The organism is Nocardia rhamnosiphila NBRC 108938 (assembly GCF_000720425.1).
GTDB classification, from domain to species: domain Bacteria; phylum Actinomycetota; class Actinomycetes; order Mycobacteriales; family Mycobacteriaceae; genus Nocardia; species Nocardia rhamnosiphila.
On sequence record NZ_JOAJ01000011.1, the window covers coordinates 169,179 to 190,404 of the forward strand.

Below are 21,226 nucleotides of genomic sequence, written 5' to 3' on the forward strand. Positions count from 1 at the left end.
TGGTGCGGACCGCTTATATATGCATATCAACGCACTTTTTTGACATCCGACCGTACCGATGAGAGTGTTCATTCGGAGCGATCGCTCGGTTGTCTCAGCGATCCGCCGGAACGCCAGGAGGACTGCGATGCCGATCGATCTCACCTATTCCGCCGACGTAGAAGCCTTGGTGGAACGCACCCGCGTCTTCGTCCGCGAGTCGGTCCTGCCGGTCGAGGACGCCCACGGTGGCGACATCACCGCGGCCGGCGGCGACGAGATCCGGGTGACCCTGCAGGAGCAGGCGCGGGCGGCCGGTGTATTCGCCCCGCACGCCCCGGTGGAGTACGGCGGGCACGGGCTGTCCATGTCCGATCGCGCGCCGGTTTTCGAGGAGGCCGGGTATTCGCTGTTCGGCCCGACCGCGCTGAATATCGCCGCCCCCGACGAGGGCAATGTGCACATGCTCGCGCATATCGCCGACCCCGAGCAGAAGGCCCGCTACCTGGAACCGCTGGCCCGCGGTGACCTGCGTTCCGCCTTCGCGATGACCGAACCCGCGCCCGGCGCCGGCTCGGATCCCTCGGCGCTGGCCACCCGGGCGGCCAAAGTGGACGGCGGCTGGCGGATCAACGGCCACAAACACTTCATCACCGGCGCCGACGGTGCCGGTTTCTTCATCATCATGGCCCGTACCTCCGGGGAACCGGGTCAGCGCGGCGGCGCCACCATGTTCCTCGCGCCCGCCGACACACCCGGTCTGCGTGTCGGCCGGCATATCGACACCCTGGACCGGGCCATGATCGGTGGGCACTGCGAGGTCTTCTTCGAAGACCTGTTCGTACCCGACGACGCGGTCCTCGGTGCAGTAGACCGCGGTTTCGAGTACGCGCAGGTCCGGCTGGGTCCGGCCCGGATGACCCATGTGATGCGCTGGCTCGGCGCCTGCCGCCGGGCCCACGATGTCGCCGTCGCCCACATCGCCGAACGCGAGGGTTTCGGCTCGGTCATCGGCAATCTCGGTCTCGCCCAGAAGATGGTGGCCGACAACGAGATCGATATCGCGGCCACCCGGGCACTGCTGGTCCGGGCCTGCTGGGAACTGGACAACGGTCAGCAGGCCGGTAACGCCACCTCGATCGCCAAAACATTCGCCGCCGAGGCCATCTTCCGGGTCGTGGACCGCAGCATCCAACTCTGCGGCGGGCTGGGTGTCTCCGAGGATCTGCCCCTGGCCCGGCTCTCGCGCGAGGTCCGGCCGTTCCGGATCTACGACGGGCCTTCCGAGGTTCACCGCTGGGCCATCGCGAAACGCGCGGTCGGCGCCGCCCGCCGCGCCGCCGCGCGCTGACCCGGGAGCGCCGGCGCCCGGCTCGGCCATCGATGGAAAACGCCGCCAGGTGAACCACCTGGCGGCGTCGAGCCGGACACTGTCGGGCGCCGCGACTCGGATGCCGACGTCCCACAAGCGCCTCTCGGCGAGTGGTCGCTCGTAGCGACAAAAGGGGTGAGGCCCGGGGCTGTCCGGACGCCGACAGCTGTTCCAACCGGTGGGTCGCTCGGGCTATTCCGGCCGACGGATGTGACCCGGCGGACAATCGGCCGCCGGGCGACGTGCACCTCCGGCGGGTCGCGTGCCCGGTCCCCGGCGGAACTCATCCCCGGTCACCCGGCTATGGGTCGAGCGGATTGTTTCGCGTCACGATCAGGGGGTCGGCCGGGGTGAACGGCAGCTCCGGAAGTTCGTCCAGAGCCTTGCCGAAGGTGGCCGCCAAGACCTTGCGCGAATAGGCGCTCATGGACGCGCGGTAGCCGATATCGGCCGGCGTCGGCTGATCGAAGAAGATCAGCAGGTGCACCCGGGGCGCGTCGACCACCTCGATATGGTGCGGGTAGGCGCGCGGGACGAAGTACACCTCACCCTCGTTCACCGTGTAGGTGTCGAGGGTCCCGTCGGGGTCCATGATGGTCATCCGCGCCGAACCCCGGTGGACGTACCCCATTTCGGCGGTCACCGGATGCCAGTGCGGTTCCCGCATACCGTCCTCCCGCACCCGCAGCGAGTACATCGAGATATCGTGCAGCGCGGGCCAGAACTGCCGGCGGGCGGTGCGCGCGGACCCGACCGGGGAATCGACCGGAGCCGGCATCGCCTCGACGGCGAAGTGGTGCGGGTCGCCGAAGTGGGCGCCGGGGGGAATTTCCGGCTCGCCGTCGCGGCGCGCCACCAGGCGTGCGGTCGTACCGCGGCGGATATCGGCGAAGGCCGCCGCGGGCAGATCGTAGGTGTTGCCGAGCACGGCATCGGTCATCGCGCCCACGGCGGCGCTGAGACCGAAGTCCTCCGGGCGTTCGTGCCGGAAGGCCAGGACGAACTCGGCGTCGGTGTCGCCGACGTTCTCGACGTGATGCAGGGCGCCGGAGTCGATATGGAACATCTCCCCCGCCGTGACCAGGAACGAGGAGAAGCGGCTGCCGTCGTCCAGCACCGAGACCAGCGCCCGGCCGGCGGTGCAGTAGGTGAGCTCGGTGGCATTGGCATGCCAGTGCGGCTCCCGGAAGGCTCCGGGGGCGAGCGTGAGGCGTTTGATGGAGAGCCCCGAGAGGATCGGGAAATTGTCGGCGGTGAGTCTGGTCAGCGTGCCGAGTTCGCTGCGGTAGATCTCCTCGCCCTGCCACAGCGAGGCGACGTGGATCGATGGACTGCGCATAGATCCTCCTCGAGCGCCGATGGTCCCCTATCGATCATGCGCCCTCGGCGGACTGCCGGCCCGCACCGGACGCCGGCCCACGCACACCCGGGCGATTCGCCGCCGTTATCTCGACGCGGCGTCTCGGTCGGGACCGGCGGTGGCGGCGGGCGGCGACGTTGACTTTGCCCAGGGCCAGGCGTGTACTGAAGATCTGAAACGTCGAGCTCGTTGCAGCTGGTGGTGGGTGTGGTGAGCGATATGAACAGCGCGGATGCCGTAACCGGCGAAGCCATAGCGTTCGCGCGTGTCACCGCCGCACGCACAGGTCGCGAACCCGACCGCTTCCATCTGTTCGCGGGCCGGCCCACAGCCCGTCGGCTCCGGCCCTCGGCATCACGCTCCAGGATGGCCGTTTCCCCGGCCCGCGCGCCCCTCCGGCGGACACTCGCCGCGGCTTCCGGCCCCTCGCGGCCGCGTCGCCGGGCGGACGTGCGCACGTCGGCGCACTCGATAGGGACCACCGGGGTACACAGTGGCCTCCGGTCCCGTAACTCCCCATACCGAATCCAGGTCCCGTCGTGATCATTCTCGGAATCATTCTGCTGGTCATCGGATTCCTGTTCAATATCCAGATTCTGTGGATCATCGGAATCATCCTTCTCATCATCGGGCTGGTGCTCCTGGCACTGGGGTCGATGGGCCGCGCGGTCGGCGGGCGACGCCACTATTACTGACGCCGTCGGAAACGGTGTCGCGCGACCGCGCCCGTCGTCGGCCGATGAACACTGTCGATCGATGCCATGGACGAATCACACGCGAGGTGAGGAACAGAAATGGCAACCAGCACAATTGTCGCGATCGTTGTCATCGCGGTTGTCGTAGTCCTGATCGTTGCCGCACTGATCTGGGCGGCCGCGAACAAGCGCAGAGAGCACCGCCGGATCGAGGCGGAGAATATTCGCGGCGAGGCGGCCGGGCACGCACACCGGGTCGGACAACGCGAAGCACTCGCCGACGAGACGGCCGCCAAAGCTCGCGCGGCCGCGGCCGAAGCCGAAGCCCAGAAGGCGCGGGCGACCGGCCTCCAGCAGCAGGCAGCCGCGCATCGAGGTGAGGCGGCCGCCTCACGCGAGGAGTTGGATCAGCAGTTCGAGCGTGCCGACGAAATCGATCCCGACCAGAAGAAGCGCGGAACCACCTAGTTCTCCGGCGCCGTCAACGACCGGTCCCCGGCCGCCCGGATTGCTCGGCGACCCAGGCGGCGATCTGGGCGCGCGAAGTGAATCCGAGTTTCGTCAGAATGTGTTCGACGTGCCCTTGGGCGGTGCGCTGTGAGATGACCAGCCGGGTGGCAATCGCTTTGTTGGTCAGTCCCTCGGCGACGAGGTGCGCTACTTCGCGCTCGCGTCCGGTCAATCCCGACGGAGGTCCGGGTCCGGAAGCCTCCGGTTGTTCGTCGAGCGCATAGGCGGCCGCGGCGTCCAGATCCATGAGACCTCCTTCCCGGAAGGCGGCCTCGAAGGCCCGGCTCCCCAGTGCGCGCCGAGCCGCCGCCTCGCAGTCCGCGTGATCGGCGATCAACTTCGGTAGCAACGCCGTCGAGCTACTGCCCAACGCCCGGGCGAGCGCCTGCGCCGCACCCATGAATACCGAAGCTCTCCGGGCGTCGCCCTCCGCGCGGACGATCCACGCCAGTGTCTCCAGCACCGTCGCGGCCATGAGCGGGTCCTGGAGGCGGCTCGCCGACCGCAGGGCCTGCCGCAGCAGCCGCATCGGACGCTCGACGTCGCCCTGGTGCCATGCGGAAACCGCCGTAGCCCACAGGGCCGCGGCCCGGTATACGTCGTCGTGATGGAACTCGATCAGTTCGAGGGCTCGCTCGTGACAGTGGAGGGCCGCCGCGCTGTCACCCGCCAATTCGTGTGCCAGTCCCAGTGAGAGAAGAGCGAGTATCCGGCCGAGGACGTCGCGCTGCGCGCCGAACCGCTCGAGGGCGGCCGCCAGCGCGGTGTGCGCGCGCCGCGGCTCGCCGCTGAAACATGCGTGGGTACCTCGGGTGAGGTACGTGTACGCGTGCACCAGCGGATCGTCGGTCCGCTCGGCGAGGGTGTCCGCTTCGCCGGCCAGCGCGGCTGCCGCACCGGTATCCCCTTGGAGTTCGGCCGCCGCGCTTGCGATCTGCAATGCCTTCGCGCGGGCGACCGTCACCCCGCCGGTGCCGGTGCCGAGCGCGCGTTCCAGCCAGTATCGAGCCTCGTCCACCTGACCGCGCGCGACCCAGAACATACGCAGCGCCGCCGCGACCGATAACGCGACAGCGGGCTCGCCCGCGCCGAAGCAGAAGTCCAATGCCTCGCGCAGGTTGGGTTGTTCACGGTCCAGGCGGGCGATACGGTCGAGCTGGGTAGGGCCTGTCCAGTTGGTTTCGGCGTCCTCGGCGAGCTGCCGATACCAGTCCCGGTGCCGACGCCGGATATCGTTGTGCTCGCCGCTTTCCTCGAGCTTCTCGCGACCGTAGTCCCGGAGTGTCTCGAGCAGCCGGAAGCGCACTACGGATTGCGTTTCCTCGCGCAGCAGAACGGATTTGTCGACCAGTCCCGTGAGCACGTCGAGCGGGCTCTCTCCCGCGAGCTCACACCGGCACACCGTTTCGGCGGCGTCCAGCTCGAAGCTCCCCGCGAACACGGAGGAGCAGGCCCAGACCGCCTGTTCGGCCGGGCTGCACAAGGAGTAACTCCAGTCGATACACCACCGCACCGTTCGATGGCGGCTCGGCGCGCTACGACTGCGGCCGGTCAGCAGCGCGAAGCGATCCGCCAGACGGTGCGAGAGCTCCCCCGGCGAAAGCACTTTCAGCCGGGCGGCCGCCAACTCGATCAGCAGCGGTAACCCGTCGAGGCGGCGACAGATCTCGGCGATGGTGGCGATATTGTCCTCGGTGAGTAAGAATTCGGGCACCGCGGCCGTTGCTCTTTCGACGAATAGGCTTATGGCGTCGTAGCGAGGAGCCGACCGCAAGGAAAGCGGCCGGGCCGCATCGGGAACGGACAGTGACGACACCCGGAGCACCGCTTCTCCAGCGATATTGAGCGCTTCCCGACTGGTGGCGAGAATTCGCAGATCCGGGCAGGATCGAATGAGATGCTCGGCGACTCGCGCCGCGTCGTCCACGATCTGTTCGCAATTGTCGAGCACCAGCAGTAGCTGTCGCGACGCGAGGTGATCGGCCAGTGCTTCCAGCACCGGGCGCTCACCGGACTGTAGCCCCTCCGCTCCGGCGATCAGCACCGGCAGCAGCTCACCGTCGCATAATTCACCGAGTTCGACCAGGCACGCCCCGTCGGCGAAATCTCGCTGTACGGCGGTCGCCACTCGTAATGCCAGACGGGTCTTCCCGACTCCGCCGGTTCCGGTGATGGTCACCAGCCGGGAATTCCGCAGCAGATTTCTTACCTCGGTCGATTCCGTTCGACGACCGACGAAACTCGTCGTCTCGAACGGGAGCGCTTTCTTTCCGCCGATCGAGCATCTGAACATCACCGGCCGACCCCGAGTTCCGAACGAGTCTATTTCGTCCATACGCGGGTCCTGCCGGCAGATTCGATTCGCGTAATCGCCGAATTCGGGCGAGTACGCATCGGTACAGGTGACGGTCCTTTCAGGGTAACCGCGACCTCTCGGAAAGCCCAGCGGTAGCCGACGCGAGCGATATGGCTCAGGCGTCGAGTATCGGCGGTAGGCCCGCCCGCACCGCCCGGTATTCGTCGATGATCCGGGCCACGATATCGGCCGCGGGCCGGACCTCGTCGACGAGCCCGGCCGACTGGCCCGCCTCGACCTTGCCCTCGGCGATATCGCCGTACAGCGCGGCGTCCTTGAGCGTCGACTTCTGGAAGTGCTTGCGGCGCAACGATTCTTCGGCGCCAGCGGCTTCGAGTTCGAGCATGCGCGCGGTGAAGTCGTTACCGAGGGCGCGAATGACGCCGAGGCCGTGCCCGACCGTGCGGGTGGCGTCCACCCCCGCGGCGAGCACCGCGCGTTTGTACGCGTCGTGCACGGTCGCCTCCGCGCTGGCGAGGAACCGCGTGCCGAACTGGGCCGCTCCGGCGCCGAGAGCGAGCATCGCGGCGAGTCCGGCGCCGTCGGCGACCCCGCCGGAGGCGATCAGCGCAACGTCCGGGACCGCGCGAGCCACCGCGCGCACCAGAACCTGCGTGGTGACCATCGCGGGCGGCGGGTGCCCACCGGCCTCCGCGCCGACGACCACCAGTGCGTCGACACCCGCATCAGCGGCCTTCCGGGCGTGTTCGACCCCGGCGACGACATGCAGGCAGCGAGTGCCGACCCGGTGGAAACGCTCGAGGTACCGCCGCGGCCCGCCCTGCGACGCGATGAGCACCGGAGGGCGGCGGTCGAGCAGCAGGTCGATCACCTCGTCCGCGTGGGCGCGATACAGGGGAAGGTTCACCGCCCACGGCCGGTCGGTCCCCGCGGCCATCTCGTCCAGGGTTCGTGCGAGGTCGGGCAGCCGCATCGGGCCCGCCGCCACGACGCCGAGACCGCCGGCCCGGCTGACCGCGAGCGGCAGTGCCGAGCAGGACGAGGCCCAGGACATGCCGGCCTGCACCACGGGCAGGTCGATCCCGAGCAGTTCGGTCACCGGAGTCACGATGCGGGTCACGTGTCCGCTCCGCTCTGCTCCAGCAGCGCGCGGGCATGGGCGGCGAGCCGGTGCTTCTGAATCTTGGAGCTCGCGGTCATCCCGATGTCCTCGAAGCCGTCGACGATGCGCAGGTGCCGCGGCACCTTGAAGCCGGCCATTCGTTCGCGCGCCCAGGCGAGCAGGTCGGCCTCGGTGACGCCGTGCCCGGCGAGGACGACGAAGGCGAAAGGCACCTCGACCAGCCGCCCGTCCGGAACCCCGACGACTGCCGCCTGCCGGACCAGCGGGTGCCGGTGCAGGGTGTCCTCGATATCGGCAGGCGCGACGTTCTCACCACCGACGCGGATGATGTCCTTGGTCCGGCCGACGAAGTGGAACCGCCCGGTCGCGTCGAGCGCGCCGATATCGCCGGTGGCCAGCCAGCCATCGGCGTCGATCGTCTCGGCGGTTCTCACCGGGTCGTCCAGATAGCCCACCATCACGTTCCAGCCGCGGACCAGGACCGAGCCCTGCTCACCGGGACCGCAGTCGCGGGTGTCGTCGAACGCGCGGATCCGGACCTCGACCCCGGGTTCGACGGCCATCGCGCCGGAGACGCGGATCTCCTCGGGCTCCCACCAGGCCGACTGGGCGACATTCGGGGAGGCTTCGGAGAGCCCATAGCCCGCGACGCACTCACGGGCGCCGAGCTCGTCGATGACCCGGCGGACCACGGTGGGCGAGGCGGCCACCCAGGCGCCGCGCAGGTGCAGCCGGCGGCGGACACGGTCGGGGTGGTTGAGCAGCAGCAGCGCGATGGTGTCGTTGCCGGAGAAGTGCGTGCAGCGTTCGGTTTCCAGCAGCCGCAGTGCCTCGCCGGGCTCGAATCTGGGCATCGTCACCAGGGTGGTGGCGTGCTGGAGCGACGCCAGCACGGACAATGTGCTGCCGGCGACATGGAAGAACGGTCGGGCCGAGTGGAACCGGTCGCCCGCGCGCAGCCCCATGCGCAGGCCGGAGAAGAACGCGTCGGCGCACATACTGCGATGGGTGAGCAGGACGCCCTTCGGCCGTGCGGTGGTGCCGGAGGTGTACTGGACCAGCAGGACATCGTCGGGAACGGCGGCGGGCGCCGGAGTGCGGCCATCGCCCGCGGCGAGGAAGTCCGCCCAGGCCGTGGCGTAGGCGGGCACATCGTCGCCGAGAACGATGACGTGTGCCAGGTCGGGCAGGGTCTCGGTACCGTCCGCGCCGATGCCGAGTTCGGCGAGCAGGGCGACGAAATCGACATTCAGTACGCGGTCGGCGACGAACAGTGTGGTGACCCGGGCGTGGGCCAGCGTGTAGTGCACTTCGCCGGCGGTGAGCCGGGTGTTGACCGGCACCGCGATCGCACCGGCCGAGCCGACGGCCAAGAACAGCGCCACCCAGTCCGGACCGTTGCCGACGCAGATCCCGACACGGTCGCCGTGGCCGATCCCGACGGCCGCCAGCCCGCCCCGGACGCGTTCGACCCGCGCCGCGAGGTCGCCGTAGGTGATCCGGTCGTTCGCTGTGACCACGGCCTCGACATCGGGAGCCAGCAGCGCCGCACGGGCCAGGGCTTCGTGTGTAGTGAGCGGACAGGCGGTACGCAGCGGGGTCACTTCTCTTCTCCGTTCCCGGCGGCGAAGCGGGCGACGCCGTCGCGCCAGCCGCCGTCGGCGAGACACTGTTCGATGGCGGCCAGCTCGATGCGGATACCGCGGTCGAGGTCGGTCTCCGCCCCCAGGTCGACCGCGCGTTTGGTCAGCGCGATGGCCAGTGGCGGGGCTTTCGCGATGGTACGGGCCGTTTCCTCGCCGGTGCCGGCGAGCCGGCCGGGCGGGACCACACGGGTGACGAGGCCGAGGTCGGCGGCCGCGGCGGCGTCGAGCGCCCGGTTGGTGAACAGCAGCTCCTTCGCCCGGCGCTTGCCGATCGCCCGCTGCAGGCGCTGGGTCGCGCCGACCGTGCCCCACTGTGGTTCGGGGAAGCGGAAAACGGTGCCCTCGGCGGCGATGGCGAAATCCGCGGCCAGGGTGATCTCGCCACCCGAGCCGACGACCGCGCCCTGGACCAGGGCGACCACCGGCACTCGGCACTGCTCGATTGCGGCGTAGGCGGCGAAGGAGGCGACCCGGCGCCGCCGCACCCACCCGGCGTCCTTCCCGGTGCGTTCCCTGAGGTCGGCGCCCGCGCAGAACACCGGCCCCCGCGCGCTCACCAGCACGACCCGGACATCCTCGTCGGCGTCGATCTCCTCGAACGCCTCACGCAGCTGACGGCACATCGGCAGGTCGAGGGCATTACGGGCTTCGGGCCGCACGAGCTCGACCCGCGCGATCCCGTCGGCCACCGCGAGCCGCACACGCTGTGACACATCCACGGTCAGATCACCCCCGCGGCCCGCAGGGCCTCGATCTCGGCGGCGGTGAGCCCGGCCCGGCCCGCCAGTACGTCTTCGGTATCGGCGCCGAGCACCGGCGGCACGCCCAGGTCGAGCGGCTCCCCCGTGGTCTCCCGCAAGGGCGTCCGCAGCGCCGGGAACGGGCCCTCGGCCGGGTGCGTGAACTCGCCGACGACACCGCGCGCCACGGCGTGCGGGTCGGCCAGCGCCTCCCGTACCGACCGGACCGCGCCGACCGGTACGTCGGCCGCGCGCAGCTCTTTCACCAGCACGTCACGGTCGTATCGGGCGATGGCGCCGCGCATCGCCTTCATCACCCGCGCGCGCTGCTCGACGCGGCCGGAGTTGTCGCGCAACGACGAATCCGCGGCCAGATCGTCGAGTCCCAGGACCTCGCACAGCGACGCCCAGTGCTGGTCGCTCCCGCTGATGTGCAGCCATTCACCGTCGCCCGCCTGGAACGCCGCCGACGGCACCCGGCCGGGATGCTGGGTCCCGGTTCGTACGGGGTCCTCGTCGAGCGCGAAGAGCCGGGCCGCGTTCAGCGCGTGCAGGCTGAGCTGGACATCCATCATGGATACGTCGAAGTGACGGCCCCGGCCCGTTGCCGCGCGTCCGGCCAGTCCACTGAGCGCCGCGATCACCACCCACAACCCGGACGTCATATCCGCCACCGGAATCCCGGTCTTCGACGGCGGTCCGGCCGGCTCCCCGGTCATCGCCATCACCCCCGACAGCGCCTGGAAGACGGTGTCGTATCCCTTGCGGGTGCGGTCCGGCCCGGATTGGCCGAAGCCGGTCGCGGAGACGTAGACCAGACCGGGGTTGCCGGCCGACAGATCGGCGTAACCCAGGCCGAGCCGGTCCATCGCGCCGGGCAGGAAGTTCTCGACGACGATATCGGCACCCGCGGCCAACCGGCGCGCGACATCTCGGCCGCGCGGGTCTTTGAGATCGAGTGTCACCGACCGTTTGCCCCGGTTGAACGCGAAGAAGTAAGCGCTCTCCCCCTGCGGCAGGCGAGGTTCGAAAGCGCGGGTCTCGTCGCCGGCCCGGGGCCGTTCCACCTTGATCACGGCGGCGCCGAGTTCGGCGAGAATCTGGGTCGCCAGCGGACCGGCCAGGACCCGGGAGAAGTCCAGCACCGTGGTTCCGGCGAGCGGGCCGGTCATCCGCGGAACCCCCGCATCAGCGCATTGACGTCCCGGCCGGCGCGCATCGCGGCGTCCGTCGGCAGATCGGCCACCCGGTAGAGCAGGTCCTTCGCCGCGGCGATCGCTCGCGGTTCGAGCGCGGCCCAGCGTTCGGCGATCCCCAGCGCGGTGGCCGCTACCTCGCCGGGCTCGACGACATGGTTCACCAGCCCGTATTCGGCCGCTTCCGCGGCGGAGAGCAGTCGGCCCGTGCTCACCAGCTCGAACGCGAGCTTGCGCCCGAGGTGCTGTACGAGCCCGGTCATCACCAATGCGGGGACGATCGAATGCTTGAGCTCCGGGTAGCCGAACCGCAGGTCCGTCCCGGCGACGACCATATCCGCGCCGATCGCCAGGCCGGCGCCGCCGCCGACCGCGGCGCCGCGTACGGCGGAGATCACCGGCACGCCGAGCTGTCGCGCCTGAACCTGCAGCCGGGCGGTCAGCGCCGCGCGCTCCAGGACGGCGTCGGGCCGGTCCGGCGTCAGGCCGGGGAATTCGTCGAGGTCGGCGCCCGCGCAGAAGCCGCGGCCGGCGCCGGTGAGCACCACCGCCCGGATGTCGTGGTCGGCGTCGGCGGCCGTGAGGGCGTCGCTCAGTGCGCGGGTCAGCGCCGTATTCAGCGCGTTGAGTTTGTCGGGCCGGTTCAGCGTGAGCACGCGGACGGGGCCGTGGTCCGCGGTGAGCAGTACCGCCGTGGTGCGGTCGGTATCGGGGATGACGGTCACGGTATCTCCTGGATCGGGGCCGGTATCAGACGAGGGCGGCGGAGCGGGCGAACCCGGCGCGGGCGACCATGCTGTGCAGGGTCCGGCCGAGCGCCGCCTCGCACGCGGCCGACGTGGTGGCCAGCCGAGCGAGATCGAGACCGGTGTCGACGCCCATCGCGTCGAACAGGCAGGCCAGATCCTCGGTGCAGACATTGCCGGTGAGACCGGTGCCGTAGCGAACCCCGGCCGGGTGACCGCCGACGCCGCCGAGCGCGGTGTCGAAGTTGCGGCACCCGGCGTCCAGCGCCGCGACGGCGTTGGCGATGCCGGTGCCGCGCGTGTTGTGGAAGTGGGCGACCACCGGAAATCCGGGATGGGCGCGTTCGAGCCGGGTGAACAACTCACGGACGGATCGGGGGGTCGCGACGCCGGTGGTGTCGCCCAGGGTCACCAGGCCCGCACCGAGATCGATGAACCGGGCCACGTCCTCGGCGACCCGGCCCGGATCGATCGCGCCCTCGAACGGGCAGCCGAACGCGACCGATACCACCCCCACCAGCCGGAACCGGCCGCGGGCGAGCCGCGTCATCTCGGCGACGCGCTCCCACTGCCCGGCACGAGTGGTCCGGAGGTTGCGCTCGGTGTGGCTCTCACTGGCCGAAACCAGCAGGCTGAGCTCCTCGGCACCGTGCCCGGCGTCGAGGTCGTCCAGAGCGCGCCGCACAGCGCGGGGATTCGGGCAGGTCGCCTTGTACGCGACGCCCGGCCGACGGGTGATCCCGGCGAGAACTCGCGAGGCGTCCGCGAAGCCCGGCACCCGGTCGGGGTGGCTGTAGCTGGTCGCCTCGATCCGCCGGAACCCGGTGGCTGTGAAGGAGTCCAGCAGAGCGACCTTCGTCGCGGTCGGCAGGAACTCCGGTTCGTGCTGCAGCCCGTCGCGAGCGAAGCACTCGCAGATCGTTACCGCGTCCGGCATCGGCCACCTCCTCGTTGGTGGCTCCAGGATTACGCGGTTGTGTTGATAAAGTCAACACTAAGGGGCGGCGGCGTGGTCGCGCTCACGCTCCTCGACGGCCAGCGCGAGGTCGGCCAGCTTGTCCAGCGCGGTGGTCAGAGCCGCGGCCTCCGCGGCCGACAGCACCGCGAGGAACTCCGCGTCCCGCTCGTTCGCCGCGGCGATCAGGCCGCGATAGACGCGAGTACCCTCGCTGGTCAGAGCGAGCTGCGAGGTGCGGCCCGAACCGGCCGTCCGATCCACGAGCCCACGTTCGGCCAGCCGGGTAACCGAGCGACTCATCTGGGCTTTATCCAGTCCCGCGCGGCGCGCGAGCCGATTGAGGGTCAGGGTCGGATCGGCGGCGATCAGCGCGAGTGCCCGCCATTCCCCCAGACTGACATCGAAATCCCGCCGGTAGCGCAGCGCGGCGCTACGCGACATCGCCGACGAGGTGCGAGCGAGTCGATAGGAGAGCAGTTCAGAGATAGGCACGATTTCCCGGCCGTCCGCGCGTTCCGCCATAGCCGGTCATCGTAGTCGTCGCCGATCAACTGTTGACAAACACAACACCCACGTAGACACTTTGCCCTGCCGACGGGGCACGCACCACAGCCCCGCATGACAAAGGAGTCGAGTAGCCGTGGCCGAATCATCCGCCGTCACTGGACGGCCCGAAATACCGGTGGAAGGCGTCGACCGCGCCTCGACGTACCGGACCATCGCTCTGCGAGTCATGCCGCTGCTCGTGATCTGTTACGTCGTCAGCTACATCGACCGCACCAATATCGGTATCGCGCAGCAGGGCCTGCATCGCGATCTGGGGTTCGGCTCGGCCGTCTACGGGCTCGGCATCACCGTGTTCTTCGTCGGGTTCATCCTCTTCGAAGTCCCCAGCAACGCCTTGCTGGCGCGTATCGGCGCCCGCAAAACCCTTGTCCGGATCATGGCCACCTGGGGTGTGGTGACGATCGCGACCATGTTCATCCGGGACGAGACCACGTTCTACATCGCGCGCTTCCTGCTCGGCGTGGCGGAGGCCGGGTTCTTCCCCGGAGCGCTCTACCTGCTGTCACGCTGGTTCCCGTCCGGACGCCGGACCCGGATGACCGCCGTGTTCTTCATCGGCGTCCCGGTTTCCGGGGTGCTCGGGTCGATCATCTCCGGCTGGATCATGCATACCCTCGGCGGAACCGCGGGCCTGGCGGACTGGCAGTGGCTGTTCCTGATCGAAGGCATCCCGCCGATCCTGCTCGCACTGCTGGCGGTGTTCGTGCTGGTCGACGAGCCCGAGCAGGCGAAGTGGCTCACCCCGGCACAGAAGGCGGCCGTCCGCGCGGACCTCGAAGCGGACCGGCTCGGCAAGGCCGCGGCACCGGCTCACGAAGGCGGCCTGCTCCTGGCGCTGCGTGACCCGAAGGTCTGGATCCTCGGCCTGTGCGCCTGCGGCGCCTACACACTGGCCAACGCGGTGTCGTTCTGGACGCCGCGGATCATCGCCGAGGCCGGTGTCGGCGATGTGATGAACCTGGGACTGTTCTCGGCCATCCCGCCGCTGCTCGGGATCGTCGTGATGCAGATCGTCGGCCGCCACTCCGATCGGACGCTGGAGCGGCGCCGGCACGCGGCGACGAGCTGGGTCGTCGCCGCACTGGCCATGCTGGCGCTGGCGTTCTCCAGCGGCAACGTCGTGCTGGTGATCATCCTGCTCGCGGTGATGGCGGCCGCGCACTACTCCGGCCTGACGGTGTTCTACTCGATCCCGTCGATCTATTTGAGCGACCGCGCGGCGGCCACGGGCATCGCGATGGTCACCTCGATGGGTTCGTTCGCGGCCGCGGCGTCGCCGTCCCTGCTCGGCTTCATCAAATCGGCGACCGGCAGCCTGTCGCTGGGGCTGATCATCAGCGCGGGAATCGTGCTGCTCGCGGTAGCCGTCCTGCTGGCGGGGGTGAAACCGGGCGACCTGAAGGAGACGCACCACTGAGCCGGTGCTTCTCACACCATGAGGGGTTCAGGAAGCCCCCCGTCTGCCCCCGACGAGCCGTCGGGGGCAGACGGCCGCGGTGGCGCGCTCCCGGTACCGGCCGGTTTGTCCCACGGAGACGGCGGGTACGCGGCGGGCATGGTGGCCAAGGATCGAATTGCCGACCCCTGGGGAACCCGCACCCCTTACGGTGCGGGCCGACCGTGGCCGGCGCGGGTGGATATGCACTTGGGTGAGGGTCTCGCCGCCGAGGACGTCGAAAAATGGGTGCAGTCGGCCTCGATCCTGCACTCCAACGGCGACGCCTTCGATATCGCGGTCAAGAACGGCCGCATGGTCGGGGTGCGGGGCCGGGCCGTGGACCGGGTCAACCGTGGACGGCTGGGACCCAAGGACCTGTTCGGCTGGCAGGCCAACTCCTCCCCGGAACGGCTCACCCGGCCGCTGATCCGGGAGAACGGCGAACTGGTCGCCACCGACTGGGATACCGCGATGAACCGCATCGTCGAGCACAGCAAACAGCTGCTGGCCGAGCAGGGGCCGAGCGCCATCGGTTTCTACACGAGCGGTCAGTTGTTCCTCGAGGAGTACTACACCCTGGGGGTTATCGCGCACGGCGCCATCGGCACCAACCACGTCGACGGCAACACCCGCCTGTGCACGGCCACCGCGGCCGAAGCATTGAAGGAATCGTTCGCCTGCGACGGACAGCCGGGCTCGTACGCCGATATCGACCACGCCGATGTGATCGCGCTGTTCGGCCACAACATGGCGGAAACCCAACCCATGCTGTGGGCCCGGATACTGGATCGCCTCGCCGGCGACGATCCGCCGGCGATCGTCTGCGTCGATCCCCGCGCGACCAAGGTCGCCGAGTACGCCACCGTACGGCTCGCACCGCTGCCGGGCACCAACGTCGCGTTGATGAACGGGCTCCTGCACGAGATCATCGGCAACGACTGGATCGACCACGATTACATCGAGCAGAACACCGTGGGCTTCGACGAATTACGGGCGCGTGTCGGCGAATACCCACCCGAGAAAGCCGCCGACATCTGCGGTGTACCCGCCGACGATATCCGGCGCGCCGCCCGGATACTGGGCTCTGCCGACGCATTGCTGTCTACGGTGCTGCAGGGCTTCTACCAATCACATCAGGCGACCGCGGCGGCCGTACAGGTCAACAACCTGCACCTGATCCGCGGAATGCTGGGCGAACCCGGGCGGGGAGTGCTGCAGATGAACGGCCAGCCCACCGCACAGAACACCCGCGAATGCGGTGCCGACGGCGATCTCGCCGGGTTCCGGAACTGGAACAACGACGCCCATATCGCCGAGCTGGCACAGCTGTGGAATATCGATATCGACCGGATCCCGCACTATGCGCCACCCACCCACGCCATGCAGATGCTGAGGTATGCCGAACAGGGATCGGTGCGCATGCTGTGGATCAGCGCCACCAACCCGGCGGTATCCATGCCCGAACTCGGCCGGATCCGCGCGATCCTGGGCCGGCAACGCCTGTTCGTCGTCGTCCAGGACATCTTCCACACCGAGACCACCGCGCTCGCCGACGTCGTATTACCGGCGGCGACCTGGGGTGAGAAGACCGGAACCTTCACCAACGCCGACCGCACCGTGCACCTGTCCGACAAGGCGATCGAACCCCCGGGCGAGGCGCGAGCCGATCTCGACATCTTCCTCGACTACGCGCGCCGTATGGACTTCCGCGACCGCGACGGCGAACCCCTGCCCCCATGGCACGATCCGGAGTCCGCGTTCGAGGCATGGAAGAAGTGCAGCGCCGGACGCCCCTGCGACTACACCGGCATCAGCTACGACAAGCTCCGCGGCGGGAGCGGAATCCAGTGGCCCTGCAATGCCGAACACCCCGACGGGACCGAACGCCTTTACACCGGCGGCGAATTCTCCGCCACACCGGACTACTGCGAAGCCTACGGAAAAGACCTCGTCACCGGGGCTCCTGTCGAACCCACCGAATACCGGGCGATGAACCCTTCCGGCAAAGCGATCATCAAGGCGGCCGGGTATCTCACCCCGCATGAGGCCCCGAGCCCCGACTATCCGTTCGTCCTCACCACCGGCCGCACCCTCTACCACTTCCACACCCGCACCAAAACCGCCCGAGCCCCCCAGCTCCAGACGGCCGCACCGCAGGTCTGGGTGGAGATCTCACCCGAGGACGCACGCGCCGCCGGTGTCACCGAAGGAGCCCTGCTCGAGATCGGCACCGCGCGGGGCGCCCTGCGCGCCAAGGCCCGCATCTGCGGAATCCGGTCCGGGGTCCTGTTCGTACCTTTCCACTACGGCTACTGGGACGCCACCACCGGAGCGAGTACCGAGCACGACCGCGCCGCCAACGAACTCACCGTCACCGACTGGGACCCGGCCTCCAAACAACCGATCTTCAAAACCGCGGCCGCCCGGATCACCGTGCTCGCCACCGATACCCACGGCCCGGCCCCGGCCCCCACCACCACGGCGTCGCGTCCCCTCGGCACTTCCCTGCCGGAAACCGTCGGCGGCCGGACGGCTTTCGCCACCGAAACCCTCGAACCCGTGGGAGAACAGCCGTGAAACTCGACCTCGCGATCCGGGAACTGCACCGCTCCGAACGCAAACTCGCCCTCGACCTCACCACTCTGGCCGCCCGCCACAAAGCCGACCACGAGGTGCACTTCGTCGCGCGGGATATCGCCGGGTGGTCCACCGAGCACGTCCATCGACTCGCCCGGGCCGGCCACCGCTACGGACTCGACCTCGACAGCGACCCCCGCACCGAACCGCGCACGGGACCCGTCCAAGAGCGCCTCAGCACTCTGCTGGGTCGCCGGAGCGAACCGGCGCTGCTCCTGCTCATCGATCTACGTCACCTGCACCGGGTCGCCGCCGGTGTCTCACTCGACTGGGAACTGCTCGCCCAAGGAGCACAAACCACCAGAGACACAGACCTTCTCGAACTGGCCGAACGCTGCCACCCGGAGACCCTGCGCCAGATGCGCTGGGCCAATTCCATGCTGAAGATCCTCGCTCCCCAAATCCTGGCCTCCTGAGCCCCGCGATGGGCGCGGGCGCCTTTGTTTCGAATCAGCAGCAGGTCGTCTCAATATTGTGACGTATCACAATAATTGCCCTCCGGTCACGTAATCTGAGCCCCTGGCCCCGGTAGCACAGGGGGCGTTCGGAGCACGCAAACCCGCCTCTCCCCGGGTGCCAGATGTATCGACACAGCACCCAGGGGCGTGTGCCATGAGACGTCTACGTACCGTCACTCTCACGTTGCTCGTCATCGTGCCGTTGCTCACCGGACAGGCCACCGCCCAGCCGCCCGCACTGCCCGCTCTCCCCTTCGCCGGACTCCCGGTCCCGCCATCGCCCGCGGAGGCGAACGGCGCGATCCTGCCCGGTATCCAGCAGTGGATCGACCAGGTGATCCCGCCGCCGCCCATCGCGCCGGCACCCCGGCCGGCACCGCCACCGGCGGAGACGAACGACCTGGCACCGGCACTCGCGGCACTGCGTCAGGCGGTGCTGCCCGCGCCGGTCGGCGACCCGATATTCGATCTGTGGCCGCCGAACCTCGCCGACTTCGCCCCGGGCGCGGTGCTCGAGGTCCGCGATATCACCGCCTCGGCCGCGCCACTGGTCCTGGTGCCGATCCGGCAGGCGGTGCTGTTCAAATACCGGACCACCGACGCGCACGACCGTCCCTCCTTCGCCACGGCCACACTGGTGATTCCGGCGACCGGTTCACCGGTGGCCGGGGCGCGGCCGGTACTGGTCAACAACCTTCCGATCGACGCTCTCGGCCGCCGGTGCACGCCGAGTTACACGCTGGCGCATGGTCTCTCCTTCGAGAGCGCGCTCACCGACTTCGTGCCGCCCACCACCCAGCTGGCCGCGCTACGTGGTTATGCCGTACTCATTCCGGATCACGAGGGTCCGCTGATGGCCTACGCCGAGCCCTACGTCGCGGGACACGCGGTACTGGACGCGGTGCGCGCGGTGCGCGGCTGGCGGGCGGAGGAGTTCGGCGCGAGCAGGTTCGCGATGACCGGTTACTCCGGCGGCGCGATCGCCACGCACGGCGCGGCGAAACTGATCGAGAGTTACGCGCCCGATCTCGCACCGGCACTGGTCGGTGCGGCGCTCGGCGGGGTGCCCGCCGACTTCGAGATCCTGGCCGGCAGTATGAACGGCAATCTGGCCTCGGGCGTGTTCATGGCGGCCGTCTTCGGTATCGCCCGCGAGCGGCCCGAAATCCTGGCCCGGATGAACCACCTCGCCCAGTGGGTGACGACCTCGCCGATGAAAGACCAGTGCATAAGCGTGTTCGCGCTGCCGGGTGCGCTGCTGCTGCCGATCGATATCGCCGCGAATATCGCCGACCCACTGCGGTCGACGCTGGCCCGCGACATCTACGAGGTGACCCGGATGGCCGGGCGCGCCTCGGCGACGCCGCTCTACATCTACAACGGCGAGCAGGAGTTCTGGATCCCGGCCGAGGGCGCACGCAACCTCTATCAGGAGCAGTGCTCACTAGGTGTCACCGCGGTCTACCGCAGTGTGCTCGGCGAACACATCATCGCGGCGGGCCTCGGCTATCCCGACGCCATGAGCTGGCTGGACGAGCGGCTCCGCGGTATCCCGGCGCACAGTGAATGCTGAAGGCGCGCACCGGAATATCGCGGACACTCCGCTCGGAACCCGGTGAACCTCAGCATTCACTCGCTGCGGGTTCGCCGCGCAAGCGCGCGTCGATCCAGCCGCTGAGTTCGGGATAGCCGCTGACATAGCCGAGCAGATGTTCGCCGCCCACGACGCGGAAGACGGCGGAGACACCGCGGCCGCACTGTTGCCGATACATGTTCTCGGCGTCGTCGAGCGGAATCCACGGGTCGTGCAGGCCGTGATAGATGAACAGCGGCACGGCGGAGGTTCGCCCGGTCAGGTCCAACCGCTCGAACATCTTCGCCGCGAACGGACTGTCGAGCGCGTTCGCGGTAGTCGCCGCCACGTCGATCGGAATGCCGACCACACCGAGGGGACCGGAGGCGTCGCCGCAGATATCACGCAGTGGCGAGGTCGCCACCCACTGTCCGAGATTGTTCATGTACTGCAGGATTTCCGGATGTTCGCGCGCGACGGCCAGTGCGACCGTCAACAGGATCCCGGAGGAGATATTGCCGTTGAACTGGTGGGCCACGCTCGAATTGTCGGTGACCAGGCCACCCGCCGCCGCCCCGATCAGCACATCACGCAACTCCGGCGCGTACTCGTCGAGCAGCATGGCCGCGGCGTAGGAGGCGATCGCGCCACCGGAATAGCCGATGGCCACATATCGGCTGTCGGCGAATTCCTCCGGCGCATAGGTACGGACCGCGCGGATGGCGTCGAGCATCACGTGTCCGGCGGTATTGGGTTCGGCGTACGCCATCAGCGGACCCTCGTGGTCCGGCATGAGGACCGCGTGACCCTTGCTCAGCGCCAGCCAGACCGACGGCAGGAACACCGGAAGATCGGTGTTCGGGCGATCCAGCAGATCGTGCGAGAGCTGGAATCCGGGGGTGCAGTGCGATCCGAGGGAATTGATCGGCATCGCGTTCACCTCCACCGGCCGGGGTCCGGGTCCGGTCCACGCGGCCGCCGGGACGATCAAGGTCGCGGTGCCGAAGGAGGGACCGCCCGAGGCGGAGGTGGACCGGAACTTCAGCAGTGTCGCCCGCGAAATGGGCGTCGCCATACGCGCGGCGGTCGTGGCGGTGACATCCCGCCGTTCGATGATCTGACCGGGCGAGAAGTTCGTGAGGTCGGCGGGCCAGGCATCGAAGATCGGATCGCCGGTCGCCGACGGCAGCACCCCGCGCCACAACGACAATCCGGGCTCGTCACCCGCGAACTGCGCCGGCGCCGGGATCGTGCCGTCGATCCACTGCTGCAGCGGTGACGGAGCGTTGACCTCCGGCTCGGCCGGACCGGCCGGTGGATCCGCGTACGCACGAGTCGGGGGCACACCCAACCACGCACAACCGACGAGCACAGTCCCCAGGATTGCCAGAAGCGGCTTCACGACCCTCACCCTCGAATAAACAAATTTCCCTCAGTATCGACAGTCGCTGCCGAATTTGCCAAAGATAGAAGGGATTGAGGGACACTCACAGCGGATCGCCGGTCCCACTGTGTATCCCACCATTCAGACGCGATCGCCCTCCCCGGCCGTGGCCCCGGCACCCGGCCGCCGATGCGGGCCTCGTTCACGAACTCGCGGCGTCGCGGTCAGCGGCCGTTGCAGGGCACACCGTTGCTGTCGGACAGCTTGGGCCCGCCGCCGGAGATGATCGCCCGCTGCGGGGCCGTCCCGTCCGAGACCGGGCCGGTCACGGGGTCGGCGGCGGCTTCCGGGGCCGCGGGCACGAAGCAAACACCTCCCGGCGATCGGTTGGCCGGTGTTTGCCCGTCCACAGCCGGGGTAGGCGCTGGCCTAGGTGTACTGCCCAGGCAGGTTGGTCGAGGGTTTGTGGCGACACGCTGTAGGTGATCGTTGAAATGGTGAAGGTCTCCGTCGTGGAGTGGGAGTTG

18 protein-coding genes are annotated in these 21,226 nt (G+C 69.0%); 7 read left to right on the forward strand and 11 right to left on the reverse strand.

Annotated elements, in window-relative coordinates:
* Positions 1-127: 127 nt before the first annotated feature.
* Positions 128-1,330, forward strand: a complete 1,203-nt coding sequence (locus IG75_RS0131840; RefSeq protein WP_030525054.1) for an acyl-CoA dehydrogenase family protein — start codon at positions 128-130, stop codon at positions 1,328-1,330.
* Positions 1,331-1,652: 322 nt separating this feature from the next.
* Here the strand turns inward: IG75_RS0131840 and IG75_RS0131845 are convergent, their stop codons facing one another.
* The gene (locus IG75_RS0131845; protein ID WP_030525055.1) at positions 1,653-2,690 is read right to left on the reverse strand and encodes a cupin domain-containing protein; all 1,038 of its coding nucleotides are present in this window, start codon (positions 2,688-2,690) and stop codon (positions 1,653-1,655) included.
* Between the two features lie 560 nt (positions 2,691-3,250).
* Here IG75_RS0131845 and IG75_RS39770 point away from each other — a divergent pair.
* A complete protein-coding gene (locus tag IG75_RS39770; RefSeq protein ID WP_168165651.1) occupies positions 3,251-3,406 on the forward strand; it encodes a DUF6131 family protein in 156 nt (51 codons plus the stop codon).
* Positions 3,407-3,505: 99 nt separating this feature from the next.
* Complete coding sequence (locus IG75_RS0131855) at positions 3,506-3,874, forward strand: hypothetical protein (RefSeq protein WP_030525056.1); 369 nt, start codon at positions 3,506-3,508, stop codon at positions 3,872-3,874.
* 13 nt (positions 3,875-3,887) lie between these two features.
* Here IG75_RS0131855 and IG75_RS0131860 read toward each other — a convergent pair whose 3' ends face one another.
* The 8 genes from IG75_RS0131860 to IG75_RS0131895 all read right to left on the reverse strand — a co-directional run bounded on the left by IG75_RS0131860 (position 3,888) and on the right by IG75_RS0131895 (position 13,164).
* Positions 3,888-6,095: an ATP-binding protein gene (locus IG75_RS0131860; RefSeq protein ID WP_162183822.1), complete on the reverse strand. Its 2,208-nt coding sequence runs from the start codon at positions 6,093-6,095 to the stop codon at positions 3,888-3,890.
* Between the two features lie 292 nt (positions 6,096-6,387).
* Positions 6,388-7,353 carry an NAD(P)H-dependent flavin oxidoreductase gene (locus tag IG75_RS0131865; RefSeq protein WP_030525058.1) on the reverse strand — a complete coding sequence of 322 codons (966 nt, stop codon included), beginning with the start codon at positions 7,351-7,353 and terminating at the stop codon, positions 6,388-6,390.
* On the reverse strand, positions 7,350-8,960 hold the full coding sequence (locus tag IG75_RS0131870; protein ID WP_030525059.1) for an AMP-binding protein: 1,611 nt from the start codon (positions 8,958-8,960) through the stop codon (positions 7,350-7,352). Before IG75_RS0131870 ends, IG75_RS0131865 begins: the two co-directional genes overlap by 4 nt.
* A complete protein-coding gene (locus IG75_RS0131875; protein WP_218028261.1) occupies positions 8,957-9,721 on the reverse strand; it encodes an enoyl-CoA hydratase/isomerase family protein in 765 nt (254 codons plus the stop codon). The genes IG75_RS0131870 and IG75_RS0131875 overlap by 4 nt, the downstream gene beginning before the upstream one ends.
* 2 nt (positions 9,722-9,723) lie before the next feature.
* The gene (locus IG75_RS0131880) at positions 9,724-10,914 is read right to left on the reverse strand and encodes a CaiB/BaiF CoA transferase family protein (protein ID WP_030525061.1); all 1,191 of its coding nucleotides are present in this window, start codon (positions 10,912-10,914) and stop codon (positions 9,724-9,726) included.
* Positions 10,911-11,663, reverse strand: coding sequence for an enoyl-CoA hydratase/isomerase family protein (locus IG75_RS0131885; protein ID WP_210436865.1), 753 nt, complete (start codon positions 11,661-11,663; stop codon positions 10,911-10,913). Before IG75_RS0131885 ends, IG75_RS0131880 begins: the two co-directional genes overlap by 4 nt.
* A gap of 25 nt (positions 11,664-11,688) precedes the next feature.
* Positions 11,689-12,621, reverse strand: a complete 933-nt coding sequence (locus tag IG75_RS0131890) for a hydroxymethylglutaryl-CoA lyase (protein WP_030525063.1) — start codon at positions 12,619-12,621, stop codon at positions 11,689-11,691.
* A gap of 57 nt (positions 12,622-12,678) precedes the next feature.
* Positions 12,679-13,164 (reverse strand): MarR family winged helix-turn-helix transcriptional regulator, encoded by a 486-nt coding sequence (locus IG75_RS0131895; RefSeq protein ID WP_030525064.1) that lies wholly within the window; start codon positions 13,162-13,164, stop codon positions 12,679-12,681.
* 118 nt (positions 13,165-13,282) lie between these two features.
* Between IG75_RS0131895 and IG75_RS0131900 the strand changes: the two genes are divergently transcribed.
* From IG75_RS0131900 to IG75_RS0131915, 4 genes are all read left to right on the forward strand, one after another.
* The gene (locus tag IG75_RS0131900; RefSeq protein ID WP_030525065.1) at positions 13,283-14,626 is read left to right on the forward strand and encodes an MFS transporter; all 1,344 of its coding nucleotides are present in this window, start codon (positions 13,283-13,285) and stop codon (positions 14,624-14,626) included.
* 141 nt (positions 14,627-14,767) lie between these two features.
* Entirely contained in the window at positions 14,768-17,224 is a 2,457-nt protein-coding gene (locus tag IG75_RS0131905; RefSeq protein WP_036515722.1) for a molybdopterin oxidoreductase family protein, read from the forward strand.
* Positions 17,221-17,700, forward strand: a complete 480-nt coding sequence (locus IG75_RS0131910; RefSeq protein WP_030525067.1) for a hypothetical protein — start codon at positions 17,221-17,223, stop codon at positions 17,698-17,700. Before IG75_RS0131905 ends, IG75_RS0131910 begins: the two co-directional genes overlap by 4 nt.
* Positions 17,701-17,896: 196 nt before the next feature.
* Complete coding sequence (locus IG75_RS0131915; RefSeq protein WP_030525068.1) at positions 17,897-19,315, forward strand: lipase family protein; 1,419 nt, start codon at positions 17,897-17,899, stop codon at positions 19,313-19,315.
* A gap of 49 nt (positions 19,316-19,364) precedes the next feature.
* Here IG75_RS0131915 and IG75_RS0131920 read toward each other — a convergent pair whose 3' ends face one another.
* The gene (locus IG75_RS0131920; protein ID WP_245713382.1) at positions 19,365-20,717 is read right to left on the reverse strand and encodes a lipase family protein; all 1,353 of its coding nucleotides are present in this window, start codon (positions 20,715-20,717) and stop codon (positions 19,365-19,367) included.
* Between the two features lie 206 nt (positions 20,718-20,923).
* Positions 20,924-21,061: a hypothetical protein gene (locus tag IG75_RS39430; protein ID WP_246872190.1), complete on the reverse strand. Its 138-nt coding sequence runs from the start codon at positions 21,059-21,061 to the stop codon at positions 20,924-20,926.
* Positions 21,062-21,226 lie beyond the last annotated feature (165 nt).